This window comes from Microbacterium sp. bgisy189, assembly GCF_057707225.1.
On the sequence record NZ_JBYIPT010000004.1, the window covers coordinates 39620 to 64164 of the forward strand.

Here is a 24545-nt window from a genome sequence, read left to right on the forward strand (position 1 = left end):
GCTACCGGTCCGACTCCGGTGCGTCGTGGAGGAGTTCCTGCACGAGCGGAGCGACGCGGGTGCCGAACAGTTCGATCGAGCGCAGCATGCGCGCGTGCGACAGCGTGCCGGTCGAGAACTTCATGTCGAAGCGATCGATATCGAGCGTGCGGACGGTGTCGACGATCTTGCGGGCGACGGTCTCGGGTGAGCCGACGTAGGCCGCCCCCTCGGGGCCGACATCCCGCTGGAACTGCATGCGGTTGTACGGACCCCAGCCGCGCTCGCGACCGATCACGTTGCGCATCTGCTCGAAGGCGGGATACGCCTCACTCCACGCCTGCTCGTCGGTGTCGGCGACATGCCCGGGCGAGTGCACTCCGATCGGCAGCGCGGCTTTGCCCGCGCGCGCCTGATGGAAGAGGTCTACGAACGGCTTGAACCGATGCGCAGGCCCGCCGATGATGGCGAGCATGAGGGCGTAGTCGTGCTCGGCAGCACGGATGACGGATTCGGGGCTGCCACCGACACCGACCCACGCGGGGAATCCGCCCTCGGTCTTGGGGAACACGTCGGCGGCGTCCAACGGTGCCCGTGTCGTGCCGGACCAGGTGACGGGACGCTCGGCACGCAGCTGCGAGAACAGCGCGAGCTTCTCGTCGAAGAGCACCTCGTAGTCGCGCAGGTCGAAGCCGAACAGCGGAAACGATTCGACGAACGAGCCGCGCCCCAGCGTGATCTCGGCGCGACCCGACGAGACGGCATCCAGCGTGGCGAAACGTTCGTACACGCGCACCGGGTCATCGCTCGACAGTACGGTCACCGCGGTGCCCAACCGGATGCTGCGGGTGCGCGCAGCGGCCGCGGCCAAGACGACCTCGGGGCTCGAAATCGCGAACTCGCGCCGGTGGTGCTCCCCCACACCGAACGCGTGCAGGCCGACCTCGTCGGCCACGACGGCCTGCTCGACCACGTCGCGGATCGCCTGCGCGTCGGAGACTCGGGTGCCGTCCTCGCGCAGTGTGATGTCGCCGAACGTGTCCAGTCCCAGCTGCACCGAAACGCCCATCGGCCGCCCCCTTTCCTCTGTCGAGGTCAACGAGCGGCCGACGGATGTATTCCCGTGGATGCGATCAGTGCTGCGCGAGCGCCATCCGCAGGGTGTCGAGCCCGACGCCACCGAGCTGCAGCGCCTTCATGTGGAAGGTCTTGAAGTCGAAGGCATCGCCCGCACGTTCGCGGTAGTCGTCGCGGATCTGCTCCCAGATGCGCTGGCCGACCTTGTACGACGGGGCCTGTCCCGGCCACCCCAGGTACCGGTTGACCTCGAACCGGACGAACTCGTCGGGCATGTTGACGTTGCGCCGCATGAACTCGAGCGCATAGTCCGCATCCCAGACGCCGTCGCCGTCGAGCTTCGGCTTGCCGAGGTGTACGCCGATGTCGAGCACGACCCGTGCCGCGCGCATGCGCTGACCGTCGAGCATGCCGAGGCGGTCGGCCGGGTCATCGAGGTAGCCGAGCTGCTCCATCAGTCGCTCGGCGTACAGCGCCCACCCCTCAGCGTGCCCCGACGATCCCGCGAGCAGGCGGCGCCATGAGTTCAGTTCGGCCCGGTTGTAGACGGCCTGCGCGATCTGCAGGTGGTGCCCCGGAATGCCCTCGTGGTAGACCGTTGTCAGCTCACGCCACGTGTCGAAGGTGTCGACGCCCTCGGGCACCGACCACCACATGCGACCCGGACGGGAGAAGTCGTCGGTCGGGCCGGTGTAGTAGATGCCGCCTTCTTGCGTCGGCGCGATCATGCACTGCAGGGTGCGGATCGGTTCGGGGATGTCGAAGTGGGAACGGCCGAGCTCTTCGACGGCACGGTCGCTCGTCTCCTGCATCCACCGCTGCAGGGCCTCGGTGCCGTGCAGTTTACGGCTCGCGTCGGTCTCGAGGAACGCGACAGCCTCCTCGACGGACGCGCCGGGCTTGATCTCGTCGGCGATGCGCTCCTGCTCGGCGACCATGCGGGCGAGCTCTTCGATGCCCCACTCGTACGTCTCGTCGAGGTCGATCTCTGCCCCGAGGAATCGGCGTGACTGCAGCGCGTACAGTTCGCGCCCGACGGCATCCTCCTCAGTCGCCGCGGCAGCAAGGTCCGATCCGAGGAACGCAGCGAGGCCGTCGTAGGCCACCCGAGCGGCATTGGCGTTGTCGGAGAGGTCGCGTGCCAGCGACGCGGGCAGGCCGCCCTCTGTGGGTGCAGCATTGCCGACGAAATCGGCGAAGAACCCGTTGTCGGCCGTGTAGCGGGCGATCTGATCGACCACTTCGGTGACTTGCCGGCGCGCGGGGGTCACACCCTGAGCGATGCCTTCGCGGAGGGTCTGGATGTACCCGTCGATCGCCGCCGGAACCGCAGCGAGGCGCATCGCGATGACCGACCAGTCCTCGACCGTGTCGGTCGGCATGAGGTCGAACGTCTCGCGCAGGGCCTGCGCGGGCGACGCGATGACGTTGACGTCGCGCAGGTGGTCGCCGGCCTCGTGCAGTTCGATGTCGAGGCGCAGTGTGCTCGCGAGATCTGCTTTCGTGACGACATCGACCTGGTCGACGGGCTCAGCCGCCTCCAGGGCCGCCAGCGCGGCCTTCGTGGCGGCCAGGCCACGCGCGGTGCCTTCCGGCGACAGGTCGTCGAGGCGCGCGTTGTGCTCGAAACGTCCGATGTAGGTCGCCAGCCCCGGTGAGAGCTCGGCGGCGGTGTCCACCCAGTCCTCGGCGATCTTGTCGATCGGCGTGGGGGTGCGCTGTTCGTTGGTCATCCCCCGAGCCTATGCGCTGGACCAGCTCCGGTGTGGGACCGCTTCCGCGCGGTGCCGACGCCCGTCAGTGCCCCGCGACATCCCAATCGCCGCCGCGCCCGATCTGCACGTCGAGCGGCACCGTGAGATCGGCGGCATCACCCATGCGCTCGCGCACGATGCCCTCCACCTCGTCCCACTCTCCCGCTGCGACTTCGACGACCAGTTCGTCGTGGATCTGCAACAGCACCCGCGAGGCCAACCCCTTGTCGACGAGTTCGTCGTGGATGCGGAACAGGGCGATCTTCATGATGTCGGCCGCGCTGCCCTGGATCGGGGCGTTCAGCGCCGCACGCTCGGCGTTCTCGCGCAGCACGCGGTTGGGGCTGCCGAGGTCGGGGAAGGGACGACGACGACCGAAGATCGTCTCGGTGTAGCCGTCGACGCGCGCCTGGGCGACGGACTCGCGCAGGTAATCGCGTACGGCACCGAACCGCGCGAAGTAGTCGAGCATGAGCTGCTTGGCCTCGGCCTGCTCGATGCGCAACTGCTTGGACAGCCCGAACGCCGACAGCCCGTAGACGAGCCCGTACGACATCGCTTTCACCTTCGTGCGCATCGCCGGGGTGACATCGGCCGGTTCGACCCCGAACACCCGCGAGCCGACGAAGCGGTGCAGGTCTTCACCGGAGTTGAACGCCTCGATCAGGCCCGGGTCCTCAGACAGATGCGCCATGATGCGCATCTCGATCTGCGAGTAATCCGCCGTCAGCAGCGTCTCGAACTGCTCGCCGACTTCGAACGCCGAGCGGATGCGGCGCGACTCCTCGTTGCGGATCGGGATGTTCTGCAGGTTGGGGTCGGTGCTCGACAGCCGCCCGGTCTGGCTGCCGGTCTGCACATACGTGGTGTGCACACGGCCATCGGCGGCGATGGCGACGTCGAGCGACTCGATGATCTGCCGCAGCTTCGTTGCTTCGCGGTGCTGCAGAAGCAGATTCAGGAAGGGATGCGGGTTCGACTCCTGCAGGTCGGCCAGCACGGCCGCATCGGTGGAGTATCCGGTCTTCGTCTTGCGGGTCTTGGGCAGCTCGAGCTGCTCGAACAGGACCTCCTGCAGCTGCTTGGGCGACCCGAGGTTCACCTCGCGGCCGATCGCGGAATACGCTTCCTGCGCGATCGTGTCGGCGCGCGCGGCGAGCTCAGTCGAGAACGACGACAGCTTCTCGTGCGAGACGGCGACACCGGCGAGCTCCATGTCGGCAAGAGTGTCGAGCGTCGGCAGTTCGATGTCGGTGAGCACGGTCGACACGGATGCCGGCAGTTCGGCGCGCAGGGCTTCGGCGACCCGCAGCACGTACCACGACAGTTGTCCCGGCGTCGCGCCCTCGGTTTCGGGCACGAGCTGCGTCGGATCTGCTTCAGGCAGCTTCTCGTCGAGGTAGCGGTCGACCAGGTCCCCGAGTCCCTTGTCGGGAAAGCTGGGGCGCAGCAGCCACCCCGCGAGCACGACGTCGCACGCGAGCCCGCGCAGGCGGATACCCGCTCGGCGCAGCGCCTTCACCTGGGTCTTCGCGTCGGCCAGCACCTTCGGGGCGTCGCCGGTGAGCCACGGGGTCAGCGCCGCGGCGACCTCGTCGGTCCAGGTCGCCTCGACCGCCGCATCCGGCGTCGCGAGCCCGATGCGCCCGGGCAGGCCGCCGTCGACAGTCAGGGTCACGCCGACATCGCCGGCCGCCGCCTCGACCCACGCCGCGAGGGCGACCGGGTCGGGTTCGGACGGTATCGGCGCCTGCTGCGCCGGCTCGCTGACGGACTCGGCGGGGTCGGCGCCCATCGCTTCGAACACACGCGGCAACAGGGTGCGGAACTCGAGTCGCGCGAAGATGTCGCGCACCGCCTGCGCGTCGATCGCCCGCATGGCGAGATCGGCGGGCGCCACTTCGAGCTCGACGTCGCGCAGCAAGGCGTTCAGCGCGCGGTTGCGGCGCACGTCGTCGAGGTGGTCGCGAAGATTGCCCCCGACGACGCCCTTGATCTCGTCGGCGCGCTCGAGCAGCGCATCGAGCGAACCGAACTGGGTGAGCCACTTCACCGCGGTCTTCTCGCCGACTTTCGGGACGCCGGGGAGGTTGTCGCTGGTCTCCCCCACGAGCGCCGCGATGTCGGGGTAGTTCTGCGGCGGCAGACCGTATTTCTCGACGACGGTGGCGGGCGTGTAGCGCTTGAGCTGGGAGACGCCCTGCACACTCGGGTAGAGCAGGGTCACGTCGTCGGTGACGAGCTGGATCGTGTCGCGGTCGCCCGAACACACGAGCACCTCGTAGCCCTGTTCGGCGCCCTGCGTCGCAAGGGTCGCGAGGATGTCGTCGGCCTCGAAGTCCTCCTTGGTGAGCACCGTGACGTTCATTGCGGCGAGGCAGTCCTGCAGCAGCGGGATCTGCCCCTTGAACTCGGCCGGCGACTCGGAGCGGTTCGCCTTGTACTCCGCATACTCACGCGTGCGGAACGACTGCCTCGAGGTGTCGAAGGCGACCGCCAGGTGCGTGGGCTGTTCGGCCTTGACGAGGTTCACGAACATCGACAGAAAGCCGTAGATGCCGTTCGTGTGCTGGCCGTCCTTGGTCGAGAAATTGTCGACCGGGAGGGCGAAGAACGCCCGGTACGCCAGCGAATGGCCGTCGACGACGAGAAGGGTAGGCTTTGCGGAGTCGCTCACCCGTCCAGCCTAACGAGGGTCGGCGACACCGCCCCCAGCGAAGAGGAACGATGACCGAGACTGCGCCCCCCGACGTCAACGGCATGGAATGGGCCGCGCAGCGGGGCATGGGTGCCCTCGCCGAGAAGATGGGCATGGCGTTCACCGAGTTCTCGGTCGAACGCTGTGTCGCGACGATGCCCGTCGAGGGCAACACGCAGCCCGTGGGCTTGTTCCACGGCGGCGCGTACGTGGTGCTCGGCGAGTCGCTCGGGTCGATGGCGGCGAACCTCCACGCCGGACCGGGCCGACTCGCTGTCGGCGTCGACATCAACGCGACCCACACGCGCTCAGCGACGTCGGGCATCGTCACGGGCGTCTGCACGCCCATCCACCTCGGCCGCAGCATGACCGTGCACGAGATCGTCGTGAGCGACGATCAGGGCCGGCGGTGCTCGACGATCCGCATCACGAACATGATCAAGGACATGCCCGCGCGCTGAGTGTTGAGGTTTCGATACACCGCGGCCTCGCCGCGGCACTCAACCTGAGTCGGCTCGCGTCAACGCCGCTTCGCGGCATCGACCCGCAGCCGACTCACTTCTTCGGCGAGAGCTGTTCGATGATCGCCTTGGCGACGTCCTGCATGGTCAGGCGGCGGTCCATCGACGCCTTCTGGATCCAGCGGAACGCCTCGGGCTCGGACAGGCCCATCTTCTCGTTCAGCAGCCCCTTGGCGCGATCGACCAGCTTGCGGGTCTCGAAGCGTTCGACCATGTCGGCGACTTCGGCCTCGAGCGTGATGATCTGCTCGTGGCGGGCCAGGGCGATCTCGATCGCGGGCAGCAGGTCGTTCGGCGTGAAGGGCTTGACGACATAGGCCAGGGCCCCAGCCTCGCTCGCGCGCTCGACGAGCTCCTTCTGGCTGAACGCCGTCAGCAGCACGACCGGTGCGATGTGGGCCTTCGACAGGCGCTCCGCGGCGCTGATGCCATCGAGGACGGGCATCTTCACGTCCATGATGACGAGGTCGGGGCGCAGCTCCGTTGCGAGCTGTACAGCCGTTTCGCCGTCACCGGCCTCGGCGACGACGTCGAAGCCGTTGTCGCGGAGGATCTCGACGATGTCGAGGCGGATCAGCGATTCGTCTTCCGCCACGACGACGCGACGCGGTGCGGCCGGTGCCGTGGGGGTCTGTTCCTGCTCAGTCACCCTTGAATCCTACGGCACGCGAAGAACCCGACGCGAAGCGTGTCCGAAGGTGCTCCCCCGCTGCGGTATCTTCGATGTGCACCACGCCGGTGTGGCGGAATGGCAGACGCGACCGACTCAAACTCGGTTGCCCGAAAGGGCGTGTGGGTTCGACTCCCACCACCGGCACGCGATCCCGCACGAACGCGGAAGGGGCGGATGCTGCACGATGCAGCATCCGCCCCTTCCGCGTCTGCGGTCAGTTGCCCGCCTGGTAGATGGGTGCCTTGCCGTACATGGCGTCGCCGAGCTTGTGGATGCGGATGTCGTTGGTCGAGCCGATGATCCCGGGAGGCGATCCCGAGATCACGACGACCTTGTCGCCTTCGGTGGCCAGGCCATTGCCGAGGAAGTAGTCGTCGACCTGCAAGAACATGAGGTCGGTGTGCGCGACCGGCTCCACGAGCGCTGAGCGGACGCCCCACGTGAGGGCCATGCGGCGACGGATCGCCGGGTCGGTCGCGAACGCCATCATGGGAATGCGAGGGCGCAGGCGCGACATCCGTCGTGCCGTGTCACCCGACTCGGTGAAGATGCAGATGTACTTCGCCTCGACGAACTCTGCGACCTCTTCTGCGGCGAGCGTAATGATGCCCGGCTGCGTGCGGGGCTTCGTGTTCAGCGGTGCGATGCGCTCGAGCCCGTGCTCTTCGGTGGACTCGATGATGCGCGCCATCGTGCTGACGACGACGGTCGGGTACTTTCCGACGCTCGTCTCGCCCGAGAGCATCACGGCGTCCGCGCCGTCGAGGACCGCGTTGGCCACGTCGCTCGTCTCGGCGCGCGTGGGGACGGGGTTCTCGATCATCGATTCGAGCATCTGCGTCGCGACGATGACGGGCTTCGCCATGCGGCGGCAGAGCTCGACCGCGCGCTTCTGCACGATCGGCACCGCCTCGAGGGGCAGCTCCACGCCGAGGTCGCCGCGAGCGACCATGATGCCGTCGAACGCATCGATGATCTCTTCGAGCGCATCGACGGCCTGCGGCTTCTCGATCTTGGCGATGACGGGGACCTTGCGCCCCTCCTCCGCCATGATCTCGTGCACGCGCGTCACGTCTTCGGCGTTGCGCACGAAAGACAAGGCGATGATGTCGGCACCGGCGCGAAGGCCCCAGCGCAGGTCCGCCTCGTCCTTCTCGCTGAGGGCGGGAACGTTGACGGCGACACCGGGCAGGTTGATGCCCTTGTTGTCGGACACCGGGCCGGCGACGATGCATTCCGTCGTGACGACGTTGCCCTCGACCGACGTCACCTGGACGCGCACCTTGCCGTCGTCGATGAGCAGGAAGTCGCCCGCCTTGACATCGCCCGGAAGGCCCTTGAACGTCGTCGAGACGATGTCCTTCGTGCCGAGGATGTCATCGGTGGTGATCCTGAGCACGTCGCCGACCGCGAGCTCATGCGGGCCGTTCTCGAACTTGCCGAGGCGGATCTTCGGTCCCTGCAGGTCGACGAGGATGGCCACCGGGCGTCCGGCGTCGTCAGCCGCCTTGCGCACGTTGGCGAAGTTGCTGTCGTGCACGGAATAGTCTCCGTGGCTGAGGTTGAACCGCGCCACATCCACACCGGCGTCGATGATCGCGCGGACCATCTCGTAGGTGGAAGTGGCGGGGCCGAGGGTGGCGACGATCTTCGCGCGTCTCACGTATCTGACTCCGGTCTTGGGTTATCGGGGATTGGTTCTCACCCTACGCGGGCAGCAGACCGATGGCGATGTCGGTCGGGCGCACCGGTGAGGGAAGCATGGTCTGGCCCATGAGGTACTCGTCGACCGCTGCGGCGGCTGCGCGGCCCTCGGCGATCGCCCACACGATGAGCGACTGTCCGCGCCCGGCGTCACCGGCCACGAACACGCCGGGAGCGGTCGTCTGATAGTCGTCGGCGCGCTCGACGGTGCCGCGTCCGGTGAACACGGCACCGAGCTGCTCCTCGAGCGCGGTGCGCTCGGGGCCGGTGAAGCCCATCGCGATCAGCACCAGATCAGCGGGGATCTCTCGCTCCGTGCCGCTCTTGGGCACGCGGCGGCCGTCGATGTACTCGGTTTCGGCAACGCGCAGGGCACGCACCTCTCCGGCATCGTTGGCGAGGAACTCGACGGTCGACGCCAGGTAGGCCCGCTCGCCGCCTTCCTCGTGCGCGGACTGCACTTCGAACACCGTCGGGGCCATGGGCCACGGCTGGTGTTCGGGACGCTCGTGCGGCGGCTGCTTGCCGATGGCGAGGTTCGTCACGCTCAGCGCGCCGTGGCGGTGGGCCGTGCCGATGCAGTCGGCGCCGGTGTCGCCGCCGCCGATCACGACGACGTGCTTGCCTTCGGCGTGGATCTGGTGGGGAACCTGGTCCCCCGCGACGGCCTTGTTCGATTCGACGAGGTACTCCATCGCGAAGTGCACGCCGGCGAGGTCGCGGCCCGGGATCGCCAGGTCGCGCGGCAGCGTCGCGCCGGTGGCCACCACGACGGCGTCGTACCGGGCGCGCAGGTCGCTCCACGAGATGTCGCGGCCGATCTCGACGCCGGCGCGGAAGCGGGTGCCCTCGCCCTGCATCTGACGAAGACGCGTCTCGAGGTGGCGCTTCTCCATCTTGAAATCGGGGATGCCGTAGCGCAGCAGACCGCCGATGCGGTCGTCGCGCTCGAAGACGGCGACCGTATGGCCTGCGCGCGTCAGCTGCTGTGCGGCCGCGAGCCCCGCGGGTCCGGATCCGACGACGGCGACCGTCTTGCCGGTGAGGCGCTCCGGCGGCTCGGGCTCGACCCAGCCATTGGCGAACGCCTCGTCGATCGTCGAGACCTCGATCTGCTTGATCGTGACGGCAGGCTGGTTGATGCCGAGCACGCACGAGCTCTCGCACGGTGCCGGGCAGAGCCGCCCGGTGAACTCCGGGAAGTTGTTCGTCGCGTGCAGGCGCTCGATCGCGGCCCGACCTTCGCCGCGCCAGGTCAGGTCGTTCCACTCCGGGATGAGGTTTCCGAGCGGGCAGCCCTGGTGACAGAACGGCACGCCGCAGTCCATGCAGCGTCCAGCCTGACGGCGCAGGACGGCAGTGTCGCCCGGCTCGTAGACCTCTTTCCAGTCCATGATGCGTACGGGCACGGGGCGGCGGGCGGGCAGCTCGCGCTCCGTCGTCTTGAGGAAGCCCTTCGGGTCAGCCACCGGTCACCTCCAGGATGCGGGTCCAGACGACGTCGCCGTCGGGGTCGAGCCCCTCGGCGACTGCGTTCTGGCGGGTCTGCAGCACCGCTGCGTAATCGCGCGGCAGGACACGGACGAAATTCGCGGCCTCGGCCTCGAAGTCGTCCAGCAGCTGGGCGGCAAGCGCCGAGCCGGTTTCGGTACGGTGCTGCTCGAGGAGGTCGCGCAGCATCTCGACGTCGCCGGAGCCCATCTCGAGCAGCTCGAGCTCGCCACTGGCGAGGGCCTCGCGGTTCACGAGATCGCGGTCCAGCTTGTAGATGTAGGCCGAGCCTCCCGACATACCGGCACCGAGGTTGCGACCCGTCGTGCCGAGAATGACGGCCAGTCCCCCGGTCATGTACTCCAGTGCGTGATCGCCGACGCCCTCGACGACGGCGGTGGCACCCGAGTTGCGCACCAGGAAGCGCTCGCCGACGACGCCGCGCAGGAACATCGTTCCCTGGGTTGCGCCGTAGCCGATGACGTTGCCGGCGATGACGTTCTTCGAGGCGTCGAAGCTCGCATCGCGCGGCGGACGCACCACGATCTGTCCGCCCGAGAGCCCCTTGCCGACGTAGTCGTTCGAGTCGCCTTCTAGGCGCAGCGTGATGCCTGCGGGCAGGAAGGCTCCGAAGGACTGACCGGCCGAACCCGTCAGGTTCACTTCGATCGACCCCGCGGGCAGCCCGTTCTCACCGTGGGCGAGGGTCACCTTGTTGCCGAGCATCGTCCCGACCGCACGTGCGGTGTTGCGCACCGGCAGGTCGATCGACACGTGTCCGCCGTGCGCGACCACGTCCTGTGCGCGCTCGATGAGCTGCACGTCGAAGTGCTCGTGGAGTTCGTGGTCCTGCGCGCGCATGTTGCGACGCGGGACGTCGGCAGCGAAGGCGGGGCCGCGAAGGATCGGGCCGAGGTCGAGCCCGCTGGCCTTCCAGTGATCGATCGCGCCGTTCACGTCGAGCAGCTCACTGTGACCGATCGCCTCGTCGAGCGAACGGAAGCCCAGCTCGGCGAGATACTCGCGCACCTCTTGCGCGATGAACTCCATGAAGTTCACGACGAACTCCGGCTTGCCGGTGAAGCGGCTGCGCAGCACGGGGTTCTGGGTCGCGACGCCGACCGGGCAGGTGTCGAGGTGGCAGACACGCATCATGATGCAGCCCTCCACGACGAGGGCCGTGGTGGCGAAGCCGAACTCCTCGGCGCCCAGGAGCGCGGCGACGATGACGTCGCGCCCCGTCTTCAACTGCCCGTCGGCCTGCACCACGACGCGGTCGCGCATGTCGTTGAGCATGAGCGTCTGCTGCGTCTCGGCCAGACCCAGCTCCCACGGGGTGCCGGCGTGCTTGAGCGAGTTCAAGGGGCTCGCACCCGTGCCGCCGTCGTGCCCCGAGACCAGGATGACGTCGGCCAGGGCCTTCGCAGTGCCCGCCGCGACCGCGCCGATCCCGGACTGGCTCACGAGCTTCACGTGCACACGAGCCGCGGGGTTCGCGCGCTTGAGGTCGAAGATCAGCTGCTTGAGGTCTTCGATCGAGTAGATGTCGTGGTGCGGCGGCGGCGAGATGAGTCCGACACCGGGTGTGCCGCCACGGGTGCGGGCGATCCACGGGTACACCTTTGCGGGCGGCAGCTGACCGCCCTCGCCGGGCTTGGCGCCCTGGGCGAGCTTGATCTGGATGTCGTCCGCGTGCGTGAGGTACATGCTGGTCACACCGAAGCGTCCAGACGCGACCTGCTTGATCGCACTGCGACGCTCGGGGTCGAGCAGACGGTCGACGTCCTCGCCGCCCTCGCCGGTGTTCGACTTCGCGCCCAGACGGTTCATCGCGATGGCGAGCGTCTCGTGCGCTTCCTTCGAGATGGAGCCGTAGCTCATCGCGCCGGTCGAGAATCGCTTGACGATCGAGGCGACCGACTCGACCTCGTCGATCGGCACGGCCCGGCGCTCCTCGGTGCGCAGCTTGAACAGCCCGCGCAGCGTCTTCAGCTCGGCGGCCTGGTCGTCGACCAACCGCGTGTACTCGCGGAAGATGTCGTATCGACGGTTGCGCGTGGAGTGCTGCAGCCGGAAGACCGTCTCCGGGTTGAACAGGTGCGGAGCACCGTCGCGGCGCCACTGGTATTCGCCACCCGTCCAGAGGCGCTCGTGCGCGCGGGCCGCGGCATCCTCGGGGTAGGCGAAGTCGTGGCGCTTCTGGTTCTCGGCGGCGACCGCCTCGATGCCGATGCCGCCGAGCTTGGTCTCGGTGCCGGTGAAGTAGGTGTCGATGAACTCCTGCGAGAGGCCGACGGCCTCGAACACCTGCGCACCCGCGTACGACGACACGGTCGAGATGCCCATTTTCGACATGATCTTCAGCACGCCCTTGCCGAGAGCGTAGATCAGGTTCTTGACGGCCTTCTCAGGCGCGATGCCGGTGATGAACCCGGCGCGCACGAGATACTCGACGGTCTCCATCGCGAGGTACGGGTTGACCGCCGAGGCGCCATAGCCGAGCAGCGTCGCGACGTGGTGCACTTCGCGCACGTCACCGGCCTCGACCACGAGCCCGACCTTCATCCGGTTCTCGTTGCGGATGAGGTGGTGGTGGATCGCGGACAGCATGAGCAGCGACGGGATCGGGACCAGGTCCTTGTTCGAGTCGCGGTCACTGAGGATCACGAACTCCGCGCCCGCCTCGATCGCGGTGTCGACCTCGGCGCACATCTGCTCAAGGCGGTCGCGCATGGCGTCGGGTCCCGCCTCGAACGGGTACAGGCCACGGATCGTCACCGAGCGGCGGCCGGGCAGCAGCTTGTCGATGTTCTGCAGCTTGGCGAGCTCGTCGTTGTCGATCACCGGGAAGTCGAGCGTGATCGTCCGCGTGTGGTCCGGGCCCCACGTCAACAGGTTGCGCTCGGGGCCGAGGCCCAGCGCGAGGGACGTCACGACCTCTTCGCGGATCGAGTCCAGGGGTGGGTTGGTGACCTGCGCGAACTGCTGGATGAAGTAGTCGAACAGGAGGCGCGGCCGCTCGCTGAGCGCGGCGATCGGCGTGTCGGAACCCATCGCGCCCAGGGGCTCGGCGCCGGTCTGACCCATCGGGGTCAGGAGGATCCTCACTTCTTCCTCGGTGTAGCCGAACGTGCGCTGACGGCGGGTGATCGAGGCGATCGGGTGCACGATGTGCTCGCGCTCGGGCAGGTCGCGCAGCTGCACCCGGCCCTCGTCGAGCCACTCCTGCCACGGCTCCTGCGCAGCGAGCTGCGCCTTGATCTCTTCGTCTTCGATGAGTCGACCCTGTGCCGTGTCGACGAGGAACATGCGGCCCGGACGCAGGCGGCCGCGGCGCTTGATGCGCTCGGGCTCGAAGTCGAGCACGCCCGTCTCCGAGCCGATGACGACCAGACCGTCGGTCGTCTCGGTCCAGCGCCCGGGACGCAGACCGTTGCGGTCGAGCGTCGCGCCGACAAGGGTTCCGTCGGTGAAGATGAGGGCGGCAGGACCGTCCCACGGCTCCATCTGCATCGAGTGGTACTCGTAGAACGCCCGCAGGTCGGGTGCGATGTCGGCCTGCTTCTCGTAGGCCTCGGGCACCATCATCATGATTGCGTGGGGCAGGCTGCGACCGGTGAGGGTGAGCAGCTCGAGCACCTCGTCGAACGACGCCGAGTCGCTTGCACCGTCGGTGCAGATCGGGAACAGCTGACGGATGTCGCCCAGGTTCTCTGCCTCGAGCTGCGACTGGCGCGCCCGCATCCAGTTGCGGTTGCCGTTGACGGTGTTGATCTCGCCGTTGTGGGCGAGCATGCGCAGCGGCTGTGCGAGCGGCCACGAGGGGAAGGTGTTGGTCGAGTAGCGCGAGTGCACGACGGCGAGTTCGGTCGTGAAACGCTCGTCCTGCAGGTCGGGGTAGAACGGCTCGAGTTGCAGCGTCGTGACCATGCCCTTGTAGCCGATCGTGCGGCACGACAGCGACACGAAGTACGCGTCGAGTTCGTGCTGCGCGCGCTTGCGAAGGCGGTAGGCGCGGCGGTCGAGGTCGATCCCCGACAGCGCGGCGTTGCCGCCGGAAGCCGGGTGCGAGAGGAACACCTGCTCGAACGCGGGCCGCGCGTCGAATGCGAGCTTGCCGAGGTGCTCGTCCGCCGTCGGCACGGCACGCCAACCGAGCACGGTGAGGCCCTCGGTGGCGGCGAGGTCGGCGATGCGGTCCTTCAGCGTGCGACGCGCATCGGCATCCAGGGGGAGGAAGGCGAGCCCCGCCGCGTACTCCCCCACCGGTGGCAGGTCGAACTCGACGACTGCGCGGAAGAAGTCGTCGGGCATCTGCGTGAGAATGCCCGCACCGTCGCCCGTACCGGCATCCGAGCCGATCGCGCCGCGGTGCTCGAGGTTTCGCAGCGCGGTCAGGGCGAGGTCGACGATGTCGTGACCCGCCTCGCCGCGTAGCGTGGCGACCATTGCGAGACCACACGCGTCCTTCTCGAACGCGGGGTTGTACATGCCCTGCTTGGGCGGGAACGCACCTCCGACTCGGGTGTCGGCGGCGGTGGAACGGGGGCTCGAAGGCATACCTGACCGTCCTCCTGGAGAAGCTCAAGTGGGACGACGTCGGCCCGAGATGTTCTTTATTTGGCGGCGATGGCGCTTGTGGCTTGCCCGTCGCTGACTTCGGATGCCGGGGGTGCGCTCACATCCACGAAGTCATCGGTGTCCTGCGATTGTACAGCCCCGTCGCCGGACCATTCGCGCCCAGTGACGTAGGGCGAGGGCTCGTCGCCGAGATGACGGCGCTTCTGCACGATCATGATGACCAGTCCGAACACGACGCCGAAGATCGCCGCCCACACGTTGGTGCGCAGCCCGAAGAACACCTCGCTGGGGTCGATGCGGATCGATTCCCACACGATGCGGCCGGCGCTGTACCAGACCAGGTAGAGGCCGAACAGGCGTCCCCACTGCAGGCGGAAACGCCGCGCGGCCCACAGCAGCACGAGCACGCCGAGCGTGTTCCAAACGACTTCGTACAGGAATGTCGGGTGGAACAGGGTGTCTTCGGCGAGCCCCGGCGGGAAGGCGCCGTTGTCGGGGTCGATCTCGAGACCCCACGGCAGGTCGGTGGGCAGGCCGAACAGCTCCTGGTTGAACCAGTTGCCGAAGCGGCCGATCGCCTGCGCCAGCAGCAGGCCGGGAGCCAGGGCGTCGGCGAAGGACCAGAAACGGATGCCGGTCCAACGGCAGCCGAGCCACGCGCCCACCGCGCCGCCGATCAGCGATCCGAAGATCGCGATACCGCCCTCCCAGATGTAGAACACCGCGAGCGGGTCCTTGCCCTCGCCGAAATAGAACCCCGGGTGGGTCAGTACGTGGAAGATCCGAGCCCCGATGATCGCCAGCGGCACGGCCAGCAGGGCGATGTCGATGACCACCCACGGCTCGGCGCCGCGCTTGGTGAGCCGGTGGTTCGTCCACAGCGCCGCCACGATGATGCCCGTCATGATGCACAGCGCGTAGATGTGGATCGTGAGCGGGCCGATCTGGAAGCTGCTGATGTCGGGGCTCGGGATGCTGGCGACGACGTCGAGGGCGGAGAAAGTCACGACCGCGAGTCTACTTCGCCCCGCACCCGCGTTGCGTCAGCGGGTGGTGCCGGCGGCGATGGCGCGGGTCGTGGCGGCGAGGCCGTCGAGCCCGCCGTCGCGCAGCGCGCGCACGAGCGCGGTACCCACGATCGCACCGTCGGCGTAGTCGAGGAGATCCGCGACCTGCTCCGCGGAGGAGATGCCGATGCCGACGCACGCGTGCTCGGCGCCGTGCTCGCGCAGGCGTGCCACGAGTGTGCGGGCTGCGGCATCCAACTGCGCCCGCTCCCCCGTGATGCCCATCGTGGAGACCGTGTACACGAAGCCCGTGGACTGCTGCACGATCATCTCGAGCCGGTCGTCGGTCGACGTCGGCGCGGCCAGGAAGACGCGGTCGAGCCCCGTGCGTTCGGAGGCGGCGATCCACTCGCTCGCGGCATCAGGGGTGATGTCGGGTGTGATGAGCCCTGCTCCCCCGGCGGCGGCGAGGTCATCGGCGTATCGGTCGACGCCGTACTGCGTGACGGGGTTCCAGTACGTCATGACGAGGATGGGCACGTCGACGCGTGCCGCGATCTCGCGCACTGCGGTGAAGGTGTCGCGCAGTCGGAATCCGCCCGCCAGGGCAGCCTGGGTGGCTTCTTGGATGACCAGGCCGTCCATGACCGGATCCGAGTACGGCGGGCCGAGCTCGAGCACGTCGACGCCGTTCTCGGCGAGGGTCACGGCCGCATCGATGCTCGTCTGCAGGTCGGGGTAGCCGATCGGGAGGTAGCCGATGAATGCGCCGCGCCCTTCGGCGCGGGCCCGGTCGATCGCGTCAGCGACGCGGCTCATCCCTGCGCTCCCTCGTCGTCACCGGGTTCGTCATACAGGCCGAACCACTTCGCGGCGGTGTCCATGTCCTTGTCGCCGCGGCCCGACAGGCTCACGGCGATCACGGCGTCGGGGCCCAGTTCGCGCGCCAGACGCAGCGCGCCGGCCAATGCGTGCGCGGACTCGATCGCGGGGATGATGCCCTCGGTGCGGCTCAGCAGCCGAAGCGCGTCCATGGCCTCGGTGTCGGTCGCCGGAATGTACTCGGCGCGGCCGATGTCGGCGAGCCAGGCGTGCTCGGGACCGACCCCTGGATAGTCGAGCCCTGCCGAGATCGAGTGCGACTCGACCGTCTGACCGTCCTCGTCCTGCAGGACGTATGTCTTCGCGCCGTGCAGCACGCCGGGTCGGCCACGCTCGATGGATGCCGCGTGCTTCGGCGTGTCGACGCCGTCGCCGGCGGCTTCGACGCCGTACAGCTTCACCCCCGGGTCGTCGAGGAACGCATCGAACATGCCGATCGCGTTCGATCCGCCGCCGACGCAGGCGACGACGACGTCGGGCAGTTTGCCGGTCTCGTCGAGCAGCTGCCGGCGCGCTTCCTCGCTGATGACCTTCTGGAAGTCGCGGACCATCGCGGGGAACGGGTGCGGTCCTGCGGCCGTGCCGAAGATGTAGTTCGTCGACTCGACCGTCGCCACCCAGTCTCGGTAGGCGTCGTTGATCGCATCCTTGAGGGTGCGCGACCCCGTCGTCACGGGGATCACCTCGGCACCCAGCAATCGCATGCGCGCGACATTCAGGGCCTGTCGCTGCGTGTCGACCTCGCCCATGTAGACGGTGCAGTCGAACCCGAACAGGGCCGCCGCTGTCGCGGTCGCGACACCGTGCTGGCCGGCACCGGTCTCGGCGATCACGCGTGTCTTGCCGAGGCGCTTGGTCAGCAGCGCCTGCCCGATGACGTTGTTGATCTTGTGCGAGCCCGTGTGGTTGAGATCTTCGCGCTTGAGGAAGATGCGTGCACCCCCGGCGTGCGCGGCGAAGCGCGGCACCTCGGTGAGCGCGGATGGTCGACCTGCGTACGTGTTCAGCAGACGGGTGAATTCGGCCTGGAACGCCGGATCGGCCTTGGCGGACTCGTACTCCGCCGTGAGTTCGTCGATCGCGGCGATGAGGGATTCGGGCATGTAGCGCCCACCGAACTCGCCGAAGAAAGGGCCTGCGGCCTCACGAAGACTCATGCGCCCGCCTCCAGGAAGTTCGTCAGCGTCGCGACGGGATCACCCGTCACGAGTGCTTCACCGATCAGGACGACATCGGCCCCGGCCGCTCGATAGTGGCCAACGTCGGCCGGCGTGAGGACGGCCGACTCCGCGATCTTCACGGCATCTGCCGGAATGTGCTCGGCGAGTCGTCCGAACAGGTCGCGATCCAGCTCGAACGTCGACAGGTCTCGGGCGTTCACGCCGACCAGACGTGCCCCGATGTCAGCGGCCCGGTGGACTTCGTCGAGGGAGTGCGTCTCAACGAGGGGCGTCATGCCCAGCTCGAGCACGAGTTCGTGCAACTCGGCCAGCAGTGGCTGCTCGAGCGCCGCGACGATCAACAGCACGAGGTCGGCCCCCGAGGCGCGCGCCTCGAACACCTGGTACGGCGTGGCGATGAAGTCTTTGCGCAGCACCGGCAGTGAGACCGATGCCTTGACGGCTTCGAGGTCGGCGAGCGAACCCTTGAATCGGCGACCCTCGGTCAGCACCGAGATGGCGGACGCGCCACCGGTCTCGTACAACCCTGCTTGGTGGGCCGGGTCGGGGATGTCGGCGAGGTCACCGCGCGACGGACTCGCGCGCTTGACCTCGGCGATGATCTTCACGCGGTCGGCAGGTGCGAGGGCGGCGAGGGCGTCGCGAGCGGCCGGCTGAGCGAGCGCGAGCTGCTCCACGGTCGCCAGCGGACGCGTGCGCGCACGCGTTTCGGCATCCTCCACCGCGCCGGCTGTCAGTCCGGCGAGCATGATCAGTGCTCTTTCGGCGTGTACTTGGGCCCGTTCACGCCGTAGCCGGCGCGCGCGAGCGCCCAGCCGACGATCGCGCCGACGAGCAGCAGCCCGCCGGAGACCCAGACCAGCACCGGCAGGTCGAGCCAGTAGAAGAGGGTGCCGAGAGCAACCGCCACGAGCATGATGATCACGGCCGTCCACGCGGCGGGGCTGTGTCCGTGGCCGGGGTCACCGATGGGGTTGCTCATGTCTCTCCTTCGCGATCGGGCGCTGGTCCCAGTCTAGCGGGGCGCGTCGGCCGGTTCCGAACCCGCGCGCTGCCGCGTTCATGTCGTCGGGTCGGTGCCCCGCGACAGGTCGTCCCAGTCGTCGATTGCGTCGTGCGGACGCGACCCCGCGGGAGCCGTCGCCGTCGCGTCGTACCGTCGCCCGCCGCTGCCCCAGCTGCGGGCGGTCGCGAGCGTCCATACGCCACCGGTGGCCACAAGGATGCCGCTGATGAGCGCCGCGACCGGCCAGCCGGTGACAGCGACATGATCGACCAGACTCGCGATCGCGTCGACGCCGCCGAGGCCGGTCGCCTCCGTCACCGCCGTCGCGTACGCGCCGAGGGGCGCCGGCAGGGCGGAGGCAGCCGCCGCGGTCAGTCCGATCCCGAGGGCCACGGCGACCACGCCGAAGATGTACCGCAGCACGCGTCCGACGATCGTCAGGGCGAGTCCCAACGCGAGCGCCGCAAGACTCAACGGTGCAAACAGCGCGACGGCATCCGATCCGACGACCTCGAGCGTGTCGGCATTCCCGTCTGCGAGTGTCACCAGCATCCACGGTTGCGTCGATGCGAGCAGGCTGGAGATGCCGCCCACGAGCACGGCGAGGACGCCGGTCGCGCGGGCCCGTCGCAACAGACGGTTCATTTCGCCTCCGTAGCGGCGAGAGAGGTGCGAGCGCTCACGCGGTGCCCGTCACCGGGTGCAGGTCGTCGGCGTCGAAGCACGTGCGGTCGCCGGTGTGGCAGGCGGCGCCCACCTGGTCCACGCTGATCAGCAGCGTGTCGCCGTCGCAGTCCAGGCGAGCGCCCTTGACGAACTGCATGTGCCCCGACGTGTCGCCCTTGCGCCAGTACTCCTGACGCGACCGCGACCAGAACGTGACGCGGCCGGAGGTGAGTGTGCGACGAAGGGCCTCGGCATCCATCCAGCCGAGCATGAGCACCTCGCCGGTGTCGTGCTGCTGGATGACGGCCGGCACCAGACCGTCGTCATTGAAGCGCACGCGTGCGATGCGGGGGTCGTCGAGGGTCATCGCACGTCGATCCCGTCGGTCTTCAGCGCCGCTTTCACGTCGCCGATCGTGAGCTGTCCGCTGTGGAACACGGATGCCGCGAGCACGGCGTCGGCGCCCGCGTGGATCGCGGGAGCGAAGTGCTCGGCCGAACCTGCGCCGCCCGACGCGATGACGGGCACGCTCGAGAGCTCCCGCATGAGTCCGACCAGCTCGAGGTCGAAGCCGTCCTTGGTGCCGTCCGCGTCGATGGAGTTGACGAGCAGTTCGCCCGCGCCGCGCTCGATCGCCTCGCGCGCCCACTCGAGCGCGTCGAGTGTCGTGGCCGTGCGGCCACCGTGGGTCGTGACGACGAAACCCGACGGTGTTCCCGGTGCCCGCTTCACGTCGAGTGAGAGGACGAGCACTTGTGATCCGAAACGGTCTGCGATCTCGCCGAGCAGGTCGGGTCGTGCGATGGCGGCGGAATTCACGCCGACCTTGTCAGCGCCGACCCCGAGCAGGCGCGCGACGTCGTCGGTCGTACGCACCCCTCCTCCGACCGTGAGCGGGATGAACACCTCTTCGGCCGTGCGCCGGACGACGTCGTAGGTCGTGGCGCGGTCATCGACCGTCGCGGTCACATCGAGGAAGGTCAGCTCGTCGGCACCCTGCGCGTAGTACAGACGGGCGAGGTCGACAGGGTCACCCATGTCGCGCAGGTTCGCGAAGTTGACGCCCTTCACGACGCGGCCGTCGGCCACGTCGAGGCATGGGATCACACGGCACACGAGGGCCATGTCAGAGCCTCGCGTTGTGGATCGGTGTGACCAGGATCGCCCGGGCGCCGATCGCGTACAGCGCGTCCATCACCTGGTTGACGGTCTTGCGCGGCGTCATGACCCGCACCGCGACCCACTCCGGGTCGCGCAGCGGCGAGATGGTCGGCGATTCGATGCCGGACGCGATCTCGACGGCCTTGTCGACCAAGTGTGCCGGCAGGTCGTAGTCGATGAGCACGTACTGGCGCGCGACGAGCACGCCGCGAAGACGCCGCAGCAGCGTCTGGGTGCCGTCGGCCTCTTCGGGGGCGGCGATCAGCACCGCTTCGGATTCGAGGAGCACCGGTCCGAAGATCTCGAGCCCCGCCTGCCGCAGGGTCGTTCCGGTCGAGACGACGTCGGCGACCGCGTCGGCCACGCCGAGTCGCACAGCCGATTCGACCGCGCCGTCGAGGGGCACCAGATCGACGGCGACACCGTGCTCGTCGAGGTAGGCGTCGACGAGGCCCGGATACGCCGTCGCGACGCGGTGGCCCTCGAGGTCGGAGAGCTCGGTGAATGTGCCGGGAGGGCCCGCGAAGCGGAACGTGGACCCGCCGAAGCCGAGCTTCTCGATCTCGCGGGCACCGGGCATGCGGGCGTCGAGCAGCAGGTCGCGGCCCGTGATACCGACGTGCAACGCGCCGGAGCCGACGTAGGTCGCGATGTCTTTCGGTCGGAGGTAGAAGAACTCGACCTCGTTGACGGGGTCGATGACGTGGAGGTCTTTGGGGTCGCGGCGGCCGGTGTAGCCGGCTTCGGCCAGCATTTCGGCGGCGGTCTCGGCCAGCGATCCCTTGTTCGGCACGGCGATGCGCAGCATGTCGGGGTTCTTTCGAGTCGGAGCGGTCGGAGGGATGCGCTCAGAGATGTCGGTAGACGTCTTCGAGGCTGAGCCCCTTCGCGAGCATCAGCACCTGCAGGTGGTACAGCAGCTGCGAGATCTCCTCGGCCGTCTCGGCGTCGGACTGATACTCGGCGGCCATCCACACCTCGGCGGCCTCTTCGACGATCTTCTTGCCGATGGCGTGCACACCGCGGTCGAGCTGCGCGACGGTGCCCGATCTCTCGGGTCGTGCCGCGGCGGTAGCGGTGAGCTCAGCGAACAGCCCGTCGAACGTCTTCACCCTGACAGGCTACCGGCCCGCCGCCGGTGCCGGATGCCGCGTGTCAATGCGTATGGTGGCTTGCGGCTTCGCTGCGCAACGCCGCTATCGCCTGTTCCGGGTCTTCGGCACCGAAGACGGCAGACCCCGCGACGAACGTGTCGGCGCCTGCTTCGGCCGCCTGCGCGATCGTGGACGCGGAGATGCCGCCGTCGACCTGCAGCCACACCTGGGATCCGCGGCGATTGGCTTCTTCTCGCAGTCGCGCGAGTTTCGGCATCTGGTCGGCCATGAACGACTGACCGCCGAAGCCCGGCTCGACCGTCATCACCAGGATCTGGTCGAACTCGTCGAGCACCTCGTACAGACCCTCGACCGCGGTGGCAGGTTTCACGGCGACACCCGCGCGCGCGCCGATCTGTCGCAGCCGTCGGGCGAGCGCCACGGGCTCGGTCGCCGCCTCGAGATGGAAGGTGACCGACGCGGCACCGAGTTCGGCGTAGCCGGGGGCCCACCGATCGGGGTCCGTGATCATGAGGTGCACATCGAGCGGCACGGGGCTGGTCGCCTGGATCCGCTCGACCATCTGCGGCCCGAACGTGAGGTTCGGCACGAAGTGGTTGTCCATGACATCGACATGCGCGAAGTCGGCGGTCGCGATGCGGGCGAGCTCCGCCTGCATGTTCACGAAGTCGGCGGCGAGGATGCTGGGGTTGATGCGGATGTCGCTGTCGGCCACGCGACCACCCTAGCGGCGACGCAGGAGGGAGATGCTCATCGCGTCGGTGTTGTGGCGGTGGGGCCACAGCTGTGCGCGGCCCGAACCGTCGAGCTGCGCGGGCAGGTCGATGGGGGCGTCGGAGAGTCCTGCGAGCACCGCCCGCGCGTCGAGTTCTTCGACGGCATCCCCGTGCTCGCGCAGCACCTCGGCAACGACGGCGGCGGTTTCGGCGAGGTGCGGCGAACAGGTGACATACGCGACGATGCCGCCGGGTGCGAGTGCGTCGACTGCAGCACTCAAGAGCTCACGCTGCAGTTCGCTGAGCGCCGGCACGTCGGCGGGCTGCTTGCGCCAGCGCGCTTCCGGGCGTCGACGCAACGCCCCGAGGCCAGTGCACGGCGCGTCGACGAGGATGCGGTCGTAGCGGCCGCGGCCGGCGCGTTCCCGGCCGTCCTCTTCCGACACCGGCACGTCGAGCGGCACACCGGCCACCGAGTCGCGCACGAGGCGGGCGCGACTCGGTGACAGTTCGTTGGCTTCGAGGACCGCACCGTGAGCGAGGGCTTCGGCGGCGAGCACCGCCGTCTTGCCGCCGGGCGCGGCGCACAGGTCGAGCCAGCGCTCCCCCGCTCGCACCGGCTCGGCGCGGGTCAGTGCGAGCGCTGCGAGCTGCGAACCTTCGTCCTGTACCCGCACGCGACCCTCGGTGGCGGCGATGATCCGCGCCGGGTCGCCGCCGCCGAGGCGGAATCCGATCGGTGAGAGGCGCGTCGGTTCGGCATCGGCGGGCCGTTCGGCCAGGCCTGGAAGCGCCGTCATCGTGACGGAGGGCGACGCGTTGTCGGCGGCCAACAGGTCGTCGAGCTCATCTGCGCGACCCTCTGCGGCGAGGGCGCGGCGCAGCGCACGGATCACCCAGACGGGGTGCGCGTGCCGGAGCCCGAGTCGTTCGTCGTCGGAGCGAGCGAGCTCGTCGAGGCGGGCCTGCCATTGCTCGGTCGTGCGCTCCGACACGCGGCGCAGCACCGCGTTCGCGAAGCCCGATGCCGGTTTGCCGGCTGCTTGTCGCACCTGTCGTACGGTCTCGTTGACGGCTGCGTGGGCCGGTACGCGAGTGGCGAGGAGTTGGTGCACGCCGATGCGGAGTGCGTCGAGGACGGCAGGGTCGATCTCGTCGACCGGGCGGCGGGCGGCTTCGGCGATGACGGCGTCGTAGGTGCCCTGTCGACGCAGCGTGCCGTAGGTCAGCTCTGTGGCCAGGCCCGCATCGGCCGGCGAGAGCTGCGCCTTCGCGAGCTCGCGCGGCAGCAGCAGGTTGGCGTACGCATCGGATTCGCCCACGGCTCGCAGCACGTCATAGGCGACCCACCGCGCCGGGTTCGACTGAGGTGCCCGATCTTGCGCACGCCCACTCACGCCGTCACCTCCGGCAGGTCGACGTGCGGCTTGTCGATGCGCAGTCCTCGCCACCAGTCCCCCGCAGCCATGGCACCCTTGCCTGCCGGCTGCACGCGTGTGAGTGCGACCGTTCCGTCGCCCGTGCCGACGAGCACCTGGCCGTCGCGGAACACCAGCGCGCCCGGATCGAGCTGCACGTCGGGCCCCCGCAGGGCGCCGTGCAGCTTCAACCGTTGACCGTCGAGCATCACATGCGCGCCCGGTTCGGGGGTGGTTCCGCGAAAGCGATCCAACACCCGCTCAGCGCCCTGTCGCAGGTCGAGGGCGCCGTCGGCGAGAGAGAGTTTCGGCGCCAGCGTCGGTTCCCCGATCTGCGGGACGGCGTGCGCCGTCCCGGCGGCGAGCTCGTCGAGCACGCCGGTCAGCAGTGCGGCACCGGCATCCGCCAGTTCGTCGAGCACCTCGCCTGCGGTCGCGCCACGCGGCACCGTGTAGCGAAGTTCGGCGAACACATCGCCCGCGTCGAGGGCAGGGACGAGCTGGAACACAGCCGCTCCCGTTTCGCGGTCACCGGCGATGAGCGCGTGCTGCACCGGGGCGGCACCGCGCCACCGCGGCAGCAGCGAGAAGTGCAGGTTGATCCAGCCCAGCCGCGGCGTCGACAGCAGCGGCTCCCGCACCAGGCCGCCGTAGGCGACGATCACGCCGAGATCCGGCCGCAGCGCAGCGATGCGTTCGGTCGCATCGGCATCCAGTCGATCGGTCTTGATGGTGGGGATGCCGAGCTGTCCCGCAGCTTCGGCCACGGGCGACGGGGTCAGCACACGCTTGCGCCCGAGAGGGGCATCGTTGCGGGTGACCACCGCGACGAGTTCGTGGCCCGAAGCCGCGACGGCGTGCAGGGACGGAACGGCGGGCTCAGGGGTGCCCGCGAAGACGATGCGCATCGGATTC

Annotated in this window: 21 protein-coding genes and 1 tRNA gene; 2 read left to right on the forward strand and 20 right to left on the reverse strand. The window is 68.7% G+C overall.

The genetic code is table 11. From position 1 onward, the window contains the following. Window position 1: 1 nt before the first annotated feature. From AC3ENX_RS07200 to polA, 3 genes are all read right to left on the reverse strand, one after another. Window positions 2-1048: an LLM class flavin-dependent oxidoreductase gene (locus AC3ENX_RS07200; RefSeq protein ID WP_434811185.1), complete on the reverse strand. Its 1047-nt coding sequence runs from the start codon at window positions 1046-1048 to the stop codon at window positions 2-4. Window positions 1049-1112: 64 nt separating this feature from the next. After that, on the reverse strand, window positions 1113-2789 hold the full coding sequence (locus AC3ENX_RS07205) for a DUF885 domain-containing protein (protein ID WP_434811186.1): 1677 nt from the start codon (window positions 2787-2789) through the stop codon (window positions 1113-1115). A 64-nt stretch (window positions 2790-2853) separates the two neighbouring features. Beyond that, window positions 2854-5487 (reverse strand): DNA polymerase I, encoded by a 2634-nt coding sequence (gene polA, locus AC3ENX_RS07210; protein WP_434811187.1) that lies wholly within the window; start codon window positions 5485-5487, stop codon window positions 2854-2856. Between the two features lie 50 nt (window positions 5488-5537). Between polA and AC3ENX_RS07215 the strand changes: the two genes are divergently transcribed. Further along, window positions 5538-5969: a hotdog fold thioesterase gene (locus AC3ENX_RS07215; protein ID WP_434811188.1), complete on the forward strand. Its 432-nt coding sequence runs from the start codon at window positions 5538-5540 to the stop codon at window positions 5967-5969. 94 nt (window positions 5970-6063) lie between these two features. Here the strand turns inward: AC3ENX_RS07215 and AC3ENX_RS07220 are convergent, their stop codons facing one another. Further along, window positions 6064-6678, reverse strand: a complete 615-nt coding sequence (locus tag AC3ENX_RS07220) for an ANTAR domain-containing response regulator (protein WP_434811189.1) — start codon at window positions 6676-6678, stop codon at window positions 6064-6066. An 85-nt stretch (window positions 6679-6763) separates the two neighbouring features. On the opposite strand from AC3ENX_RS07220, the gene AC3ENX_RS07225 reads away from it, so the two are divergent. Further along, window positions 6764-6846 (forward strand) — tRNA-Leu (locus AC3ENX_RS07225). 70 nt (window positions 6847-6916) lie between these two features. On the opposite strand, the gene pyk is transcribed toward AC3ENX_RS07225, so the two are convergent. The 16 genes from pyk to fmt form a co-directional block, all read right to left on the reverse strand. Then, a complete protein-coding gene (gene pyk, locus AC3ENX_RS07230; protein WP_434811190.1) occupies window positions 6917-8365 on the reverse strand; it encodes a pyruvate kinase in 1449 nt (482 codons plus the stop codon). A gap of 43 nt (window positions 8366-8408) precedes the next feature. Then, window positions 8409-9875 (reverse strand): glutamate synthase subunit beta, encoded by a 1467-nt coding sequence (locus AC3ENX_RS07235; RefSeq protein WP_434811191.1) that lies wholly within the window; start codon window positions 9873-9875, stop codon window positions 8409-8411. After that, window positions 9868-14457, reverse strand: a complete 4590-nt coding sequence (gene gltB / locus AC3ENX_RS07240) for a glutamate synthase large subunit (protein WP_434811192.1) — start codon at window positions 14455-14457, stop codon at window positions 9868-9870. Before gltB ends, AC3ENX_RS07235 begins: the two co-directional genes overlap by 8 nt. 56 nt (window positions 14458-14513) lie before the next feature. Next, on the reverse strand, window positions 14514-15485 hold the full coding sequence (lgt, locus tag AC3ENX_RS07245) for a prolipoprotein diacylglyceryl transferase (protein ID WP_434811193.1): 972 nt from the start codon (window positions 15483-15485) through the stop codon (window positions 14514-14516). Between the two features lie 36 nt (window positions 15486-15521). Further along, complete coding sequence (trpA, locus tag AC3ENX_RS07250; RefSeq protein WP_434811194.1) at window positions 15522-16304, reverse strand: tryptophan synthase subunit alpha; 783 nt, start codon at window positions 16302-16304, stop codon at window positions 15522-15524. Beyond that, window positions 16301-17524 carry a tryptophan synthase subunit beta gene (gene trpB / locus AC3ENX_RS07255; protein WP_434811195.1) on the reverse strand — a complete coding sequence of 408 codons (1224 nt, stop codon included), beginning with the start codon at window positions 17522-17524 and terminating at the stop codon, window positions 16301-16303. The genes trpA and trpB overlap by 4 nt, the downstream gene beginning before the upstream one ends. Continuing rightward, window positions 17521-18297 (reverse strand): indole-3-glycerol phosphate synthase TrpC, encoded by a 777-nt coding sequence (gene trpC / locus AC3ENX_RS07260; RefSeq protein WP_434811196.1) that lies wholly within the window; start codon window positions 18295-18297, stop codon window positions 17521-17523. Before trpC ends, trpB begins: the two co-directional genes overlap by 4 nt. A 2-nt stretch (window positions 18298-18299) precedes the next feature. After that, window positions 18300-18530 carry a DUF6704 family protein gene (locus AC3ENX_RS07265; RefSeq protein WP_434811197.1) on the reverse strand — a complete coding sequence of 77 codons (231 nt, stop codon included), beginning with the start codon at window positions 18528-18530 and terminating at the stop codon, window positions 18300-18302. A 78-nt stretch (window positions 18531-18608) separates the two neighbouring features. After that, window positions 18609-19199, reverse strand: coding sequence for a Trp biosynthesis-associated membrane protein (locus tag AC3ENX_RS07270; RefSeq protein ID WP_434811198.1), 591 nt, complete (start codon window positions 19197-19199; stop codon window positions 18609-18611). Window positions 19200-19233: 34 nt separating this feature from the next. Further along, complete coding sequence (gene hisI, locus AC3ENX_RS07275) at window positions 19234-19587, reverse strand: phosphoribosyl-AMP cyclohydrolase (RefSeq protein ID WP_434811199.1); 354 nt, start codon at window positions 19585-19587, stop codon at window positions 19234-19236. After that, window positions 19584-20345, reverse strand: coding sequence for an imidazole glycerol phosphate synthase subunit HisF (hisF, locus tag AC3ENX_RS07280; RefSeq protein ID WP_434811200.1), 762 nt, complete (start codon window positions 20343-20345; stop codon window positions 19584-19586). The genes hisI and hisF overlap by 4 nt, the downstream gene beginning before the upstream one ends. Before the next feature lies 1 nt (window position 20346). Further along, entirely contained in the window at window positions 20347-21189 is an 843-nt protein-coding gene (gene hisG / locus AC3ENX_RS07285; RefSeq protein ID WP_434811201.1) for an ATP phosphoribosyltransferase, read from the reverse strand. Between the two features lie 40 nt (window positions 21190-21229). Continuing rightward, window positions 21230-21493: a phosphoribosyl-ATP diphosphatase gene (locus AC3ENX_RS07290; protein WP_434811202.1), complete on the reverse strand. Its 264-nt coding sequence runs from the start codon at window positions 21491-21493 to the stop codon at window positions 21230-21232. A 43-nt stretch (window positions 21494-21536) separates the two neighbouring features. Further along, window positions 21537-22211: a ribulose-phosphate 3-epimerase gene (rpe, locus tag AC3ENX_RS07295; RefSeq protein ID WP_434811203.1), complete on the reverse strand. Its 675-nt coding sequence runs from the start codon at window positions 22209-22211 to the stop codon at window positions 21537-21539. 9 nt (window positions 22212-22220) lie between these two features. Beyond that, complete coding sequence (locus tag AC3ENX_RS07300; RefSeq protein WP_434811204.1) at window positions 22221-23609, reverse strand: RsmB/NOP family class I SAM-dependent RNA methyltransferase; 1389 nt, start codon at window positions 23607-23609, stop codon at window positions 22221-22223. Next, window positions 23606-24538: a methionyl-tRNA formyltransferase gene (gene fmt, locus AC3ENX_RS07305; protein WP_434811205.1), complete on the reverse strand. Its 933-nt coding sequence runs from the start codon at window positions 24536-24538 to the stop codon at window positions 23606-23608. The genes AC3ENX_RS07300 and fmt overlap by 4 nt, the downstream gene beginning before the upstream one ends. Window positions 24539-24545 lie beyond the last annotated feature (7 nt).

What these genes read in the sequence shown, in the direction of transcription:
- AC3ENX_RS07200 (WP_434811185.1), bottom strand. Translation starts at nt 1,048, where the DNA reads ATGGGCGTTTCGGTGCAGCTGGGACTGGACACGTTCGGCGACATCACA.
- AC3ENX_RS07205 (WP_434811186.1), bottom strand. Translation starts at nt 2,789, where the DNA reads ATGACCAACGAACAGCGCACCCCCACGCCGATCGACAAGATCGCCGAG.
- AC3ENX_RS07215 (WP_434811188.1), top strand. Translation starts at nt 5,538, where the DNA reads ATGACCGAGACTGCGCCCCCCGACGTCAACGGCATGGAATGGGCCGCG.
- gltB (WP_434811192.1), bottom strand. Translation starts at nt 14,457, where the DNA reads ATGCCTTCGAGCCCCCGTTCCACCGCCGCCGACACCCGAGTCGGAGGT.
- trpA (WP_434811194.1), bottom strand. Translation starts at nt 16,304, where the DNA reads ATGAGCCGCGTCGCTGACGCGATCGACCGGGCCCGCGCCGAAGGGCGC.
- trpB (WP_434811195.1), bottom strand. Translation starts at nt 17,524, where the DNA reads ATGAGTCTTCGTGAGGCCGCAGGCCCTTTCTTCGGCGAGTTCGGTGGG.
- trpC (WP_434811196.1), bottom strand. Translation starts at nt 18,297, where the DNA reads ATGCTCGCCGGACTGACAGCCGGCGCGGTGGAGGATGCCGAAACGCGT.
- AC3ENX_RS07265 (WP_434811197.1), bottom strand. Translation starts at nt 18,530, where the DNA reads ATGAGCAACCCCATCGGTGACCCCGGCCACGGACACAGCCCCGCCGCG.
- AC3ENX_RS07270 (WP_434811198.1), bottom strand. Translation starts at nt 19,199, where the DNA reads ATGAACCGTCTGTTGCGACGGGCCCGCGCGACCGGCGTCCTCGCCGTG.
- hisI (WP_434811199.1), bottom strand. Translation starts at nt 19,587, where the DNA reads ATGACCCTCGACGACCCCCGCATCGCACGCGTGCGCTTCAATGACGAC.
- hisF (WP_434811200.1), bottom strand. Translation starts at nt 20,345, where the DNA reads ATGGCCCTCGTGTGCCGTGTGATCCCATGCCTCGACGTGGCCGACGGC.
- hisG (WP_434811201.1), bottom strand. Translation starts at nt 21,189, where the DNA reads ATGCTGCGCATCGCCGTGCCGAACAAGGGATCGCTGGCCGAGACCGCC.
- fmt (WP_434811205.1), bottom strand. Translation starts at nt 24,538, where the DNA reads ATGCGCATCGTCTTCGCGGGCACCCCTGAGCCCGCCGTTCCGTCCCTG.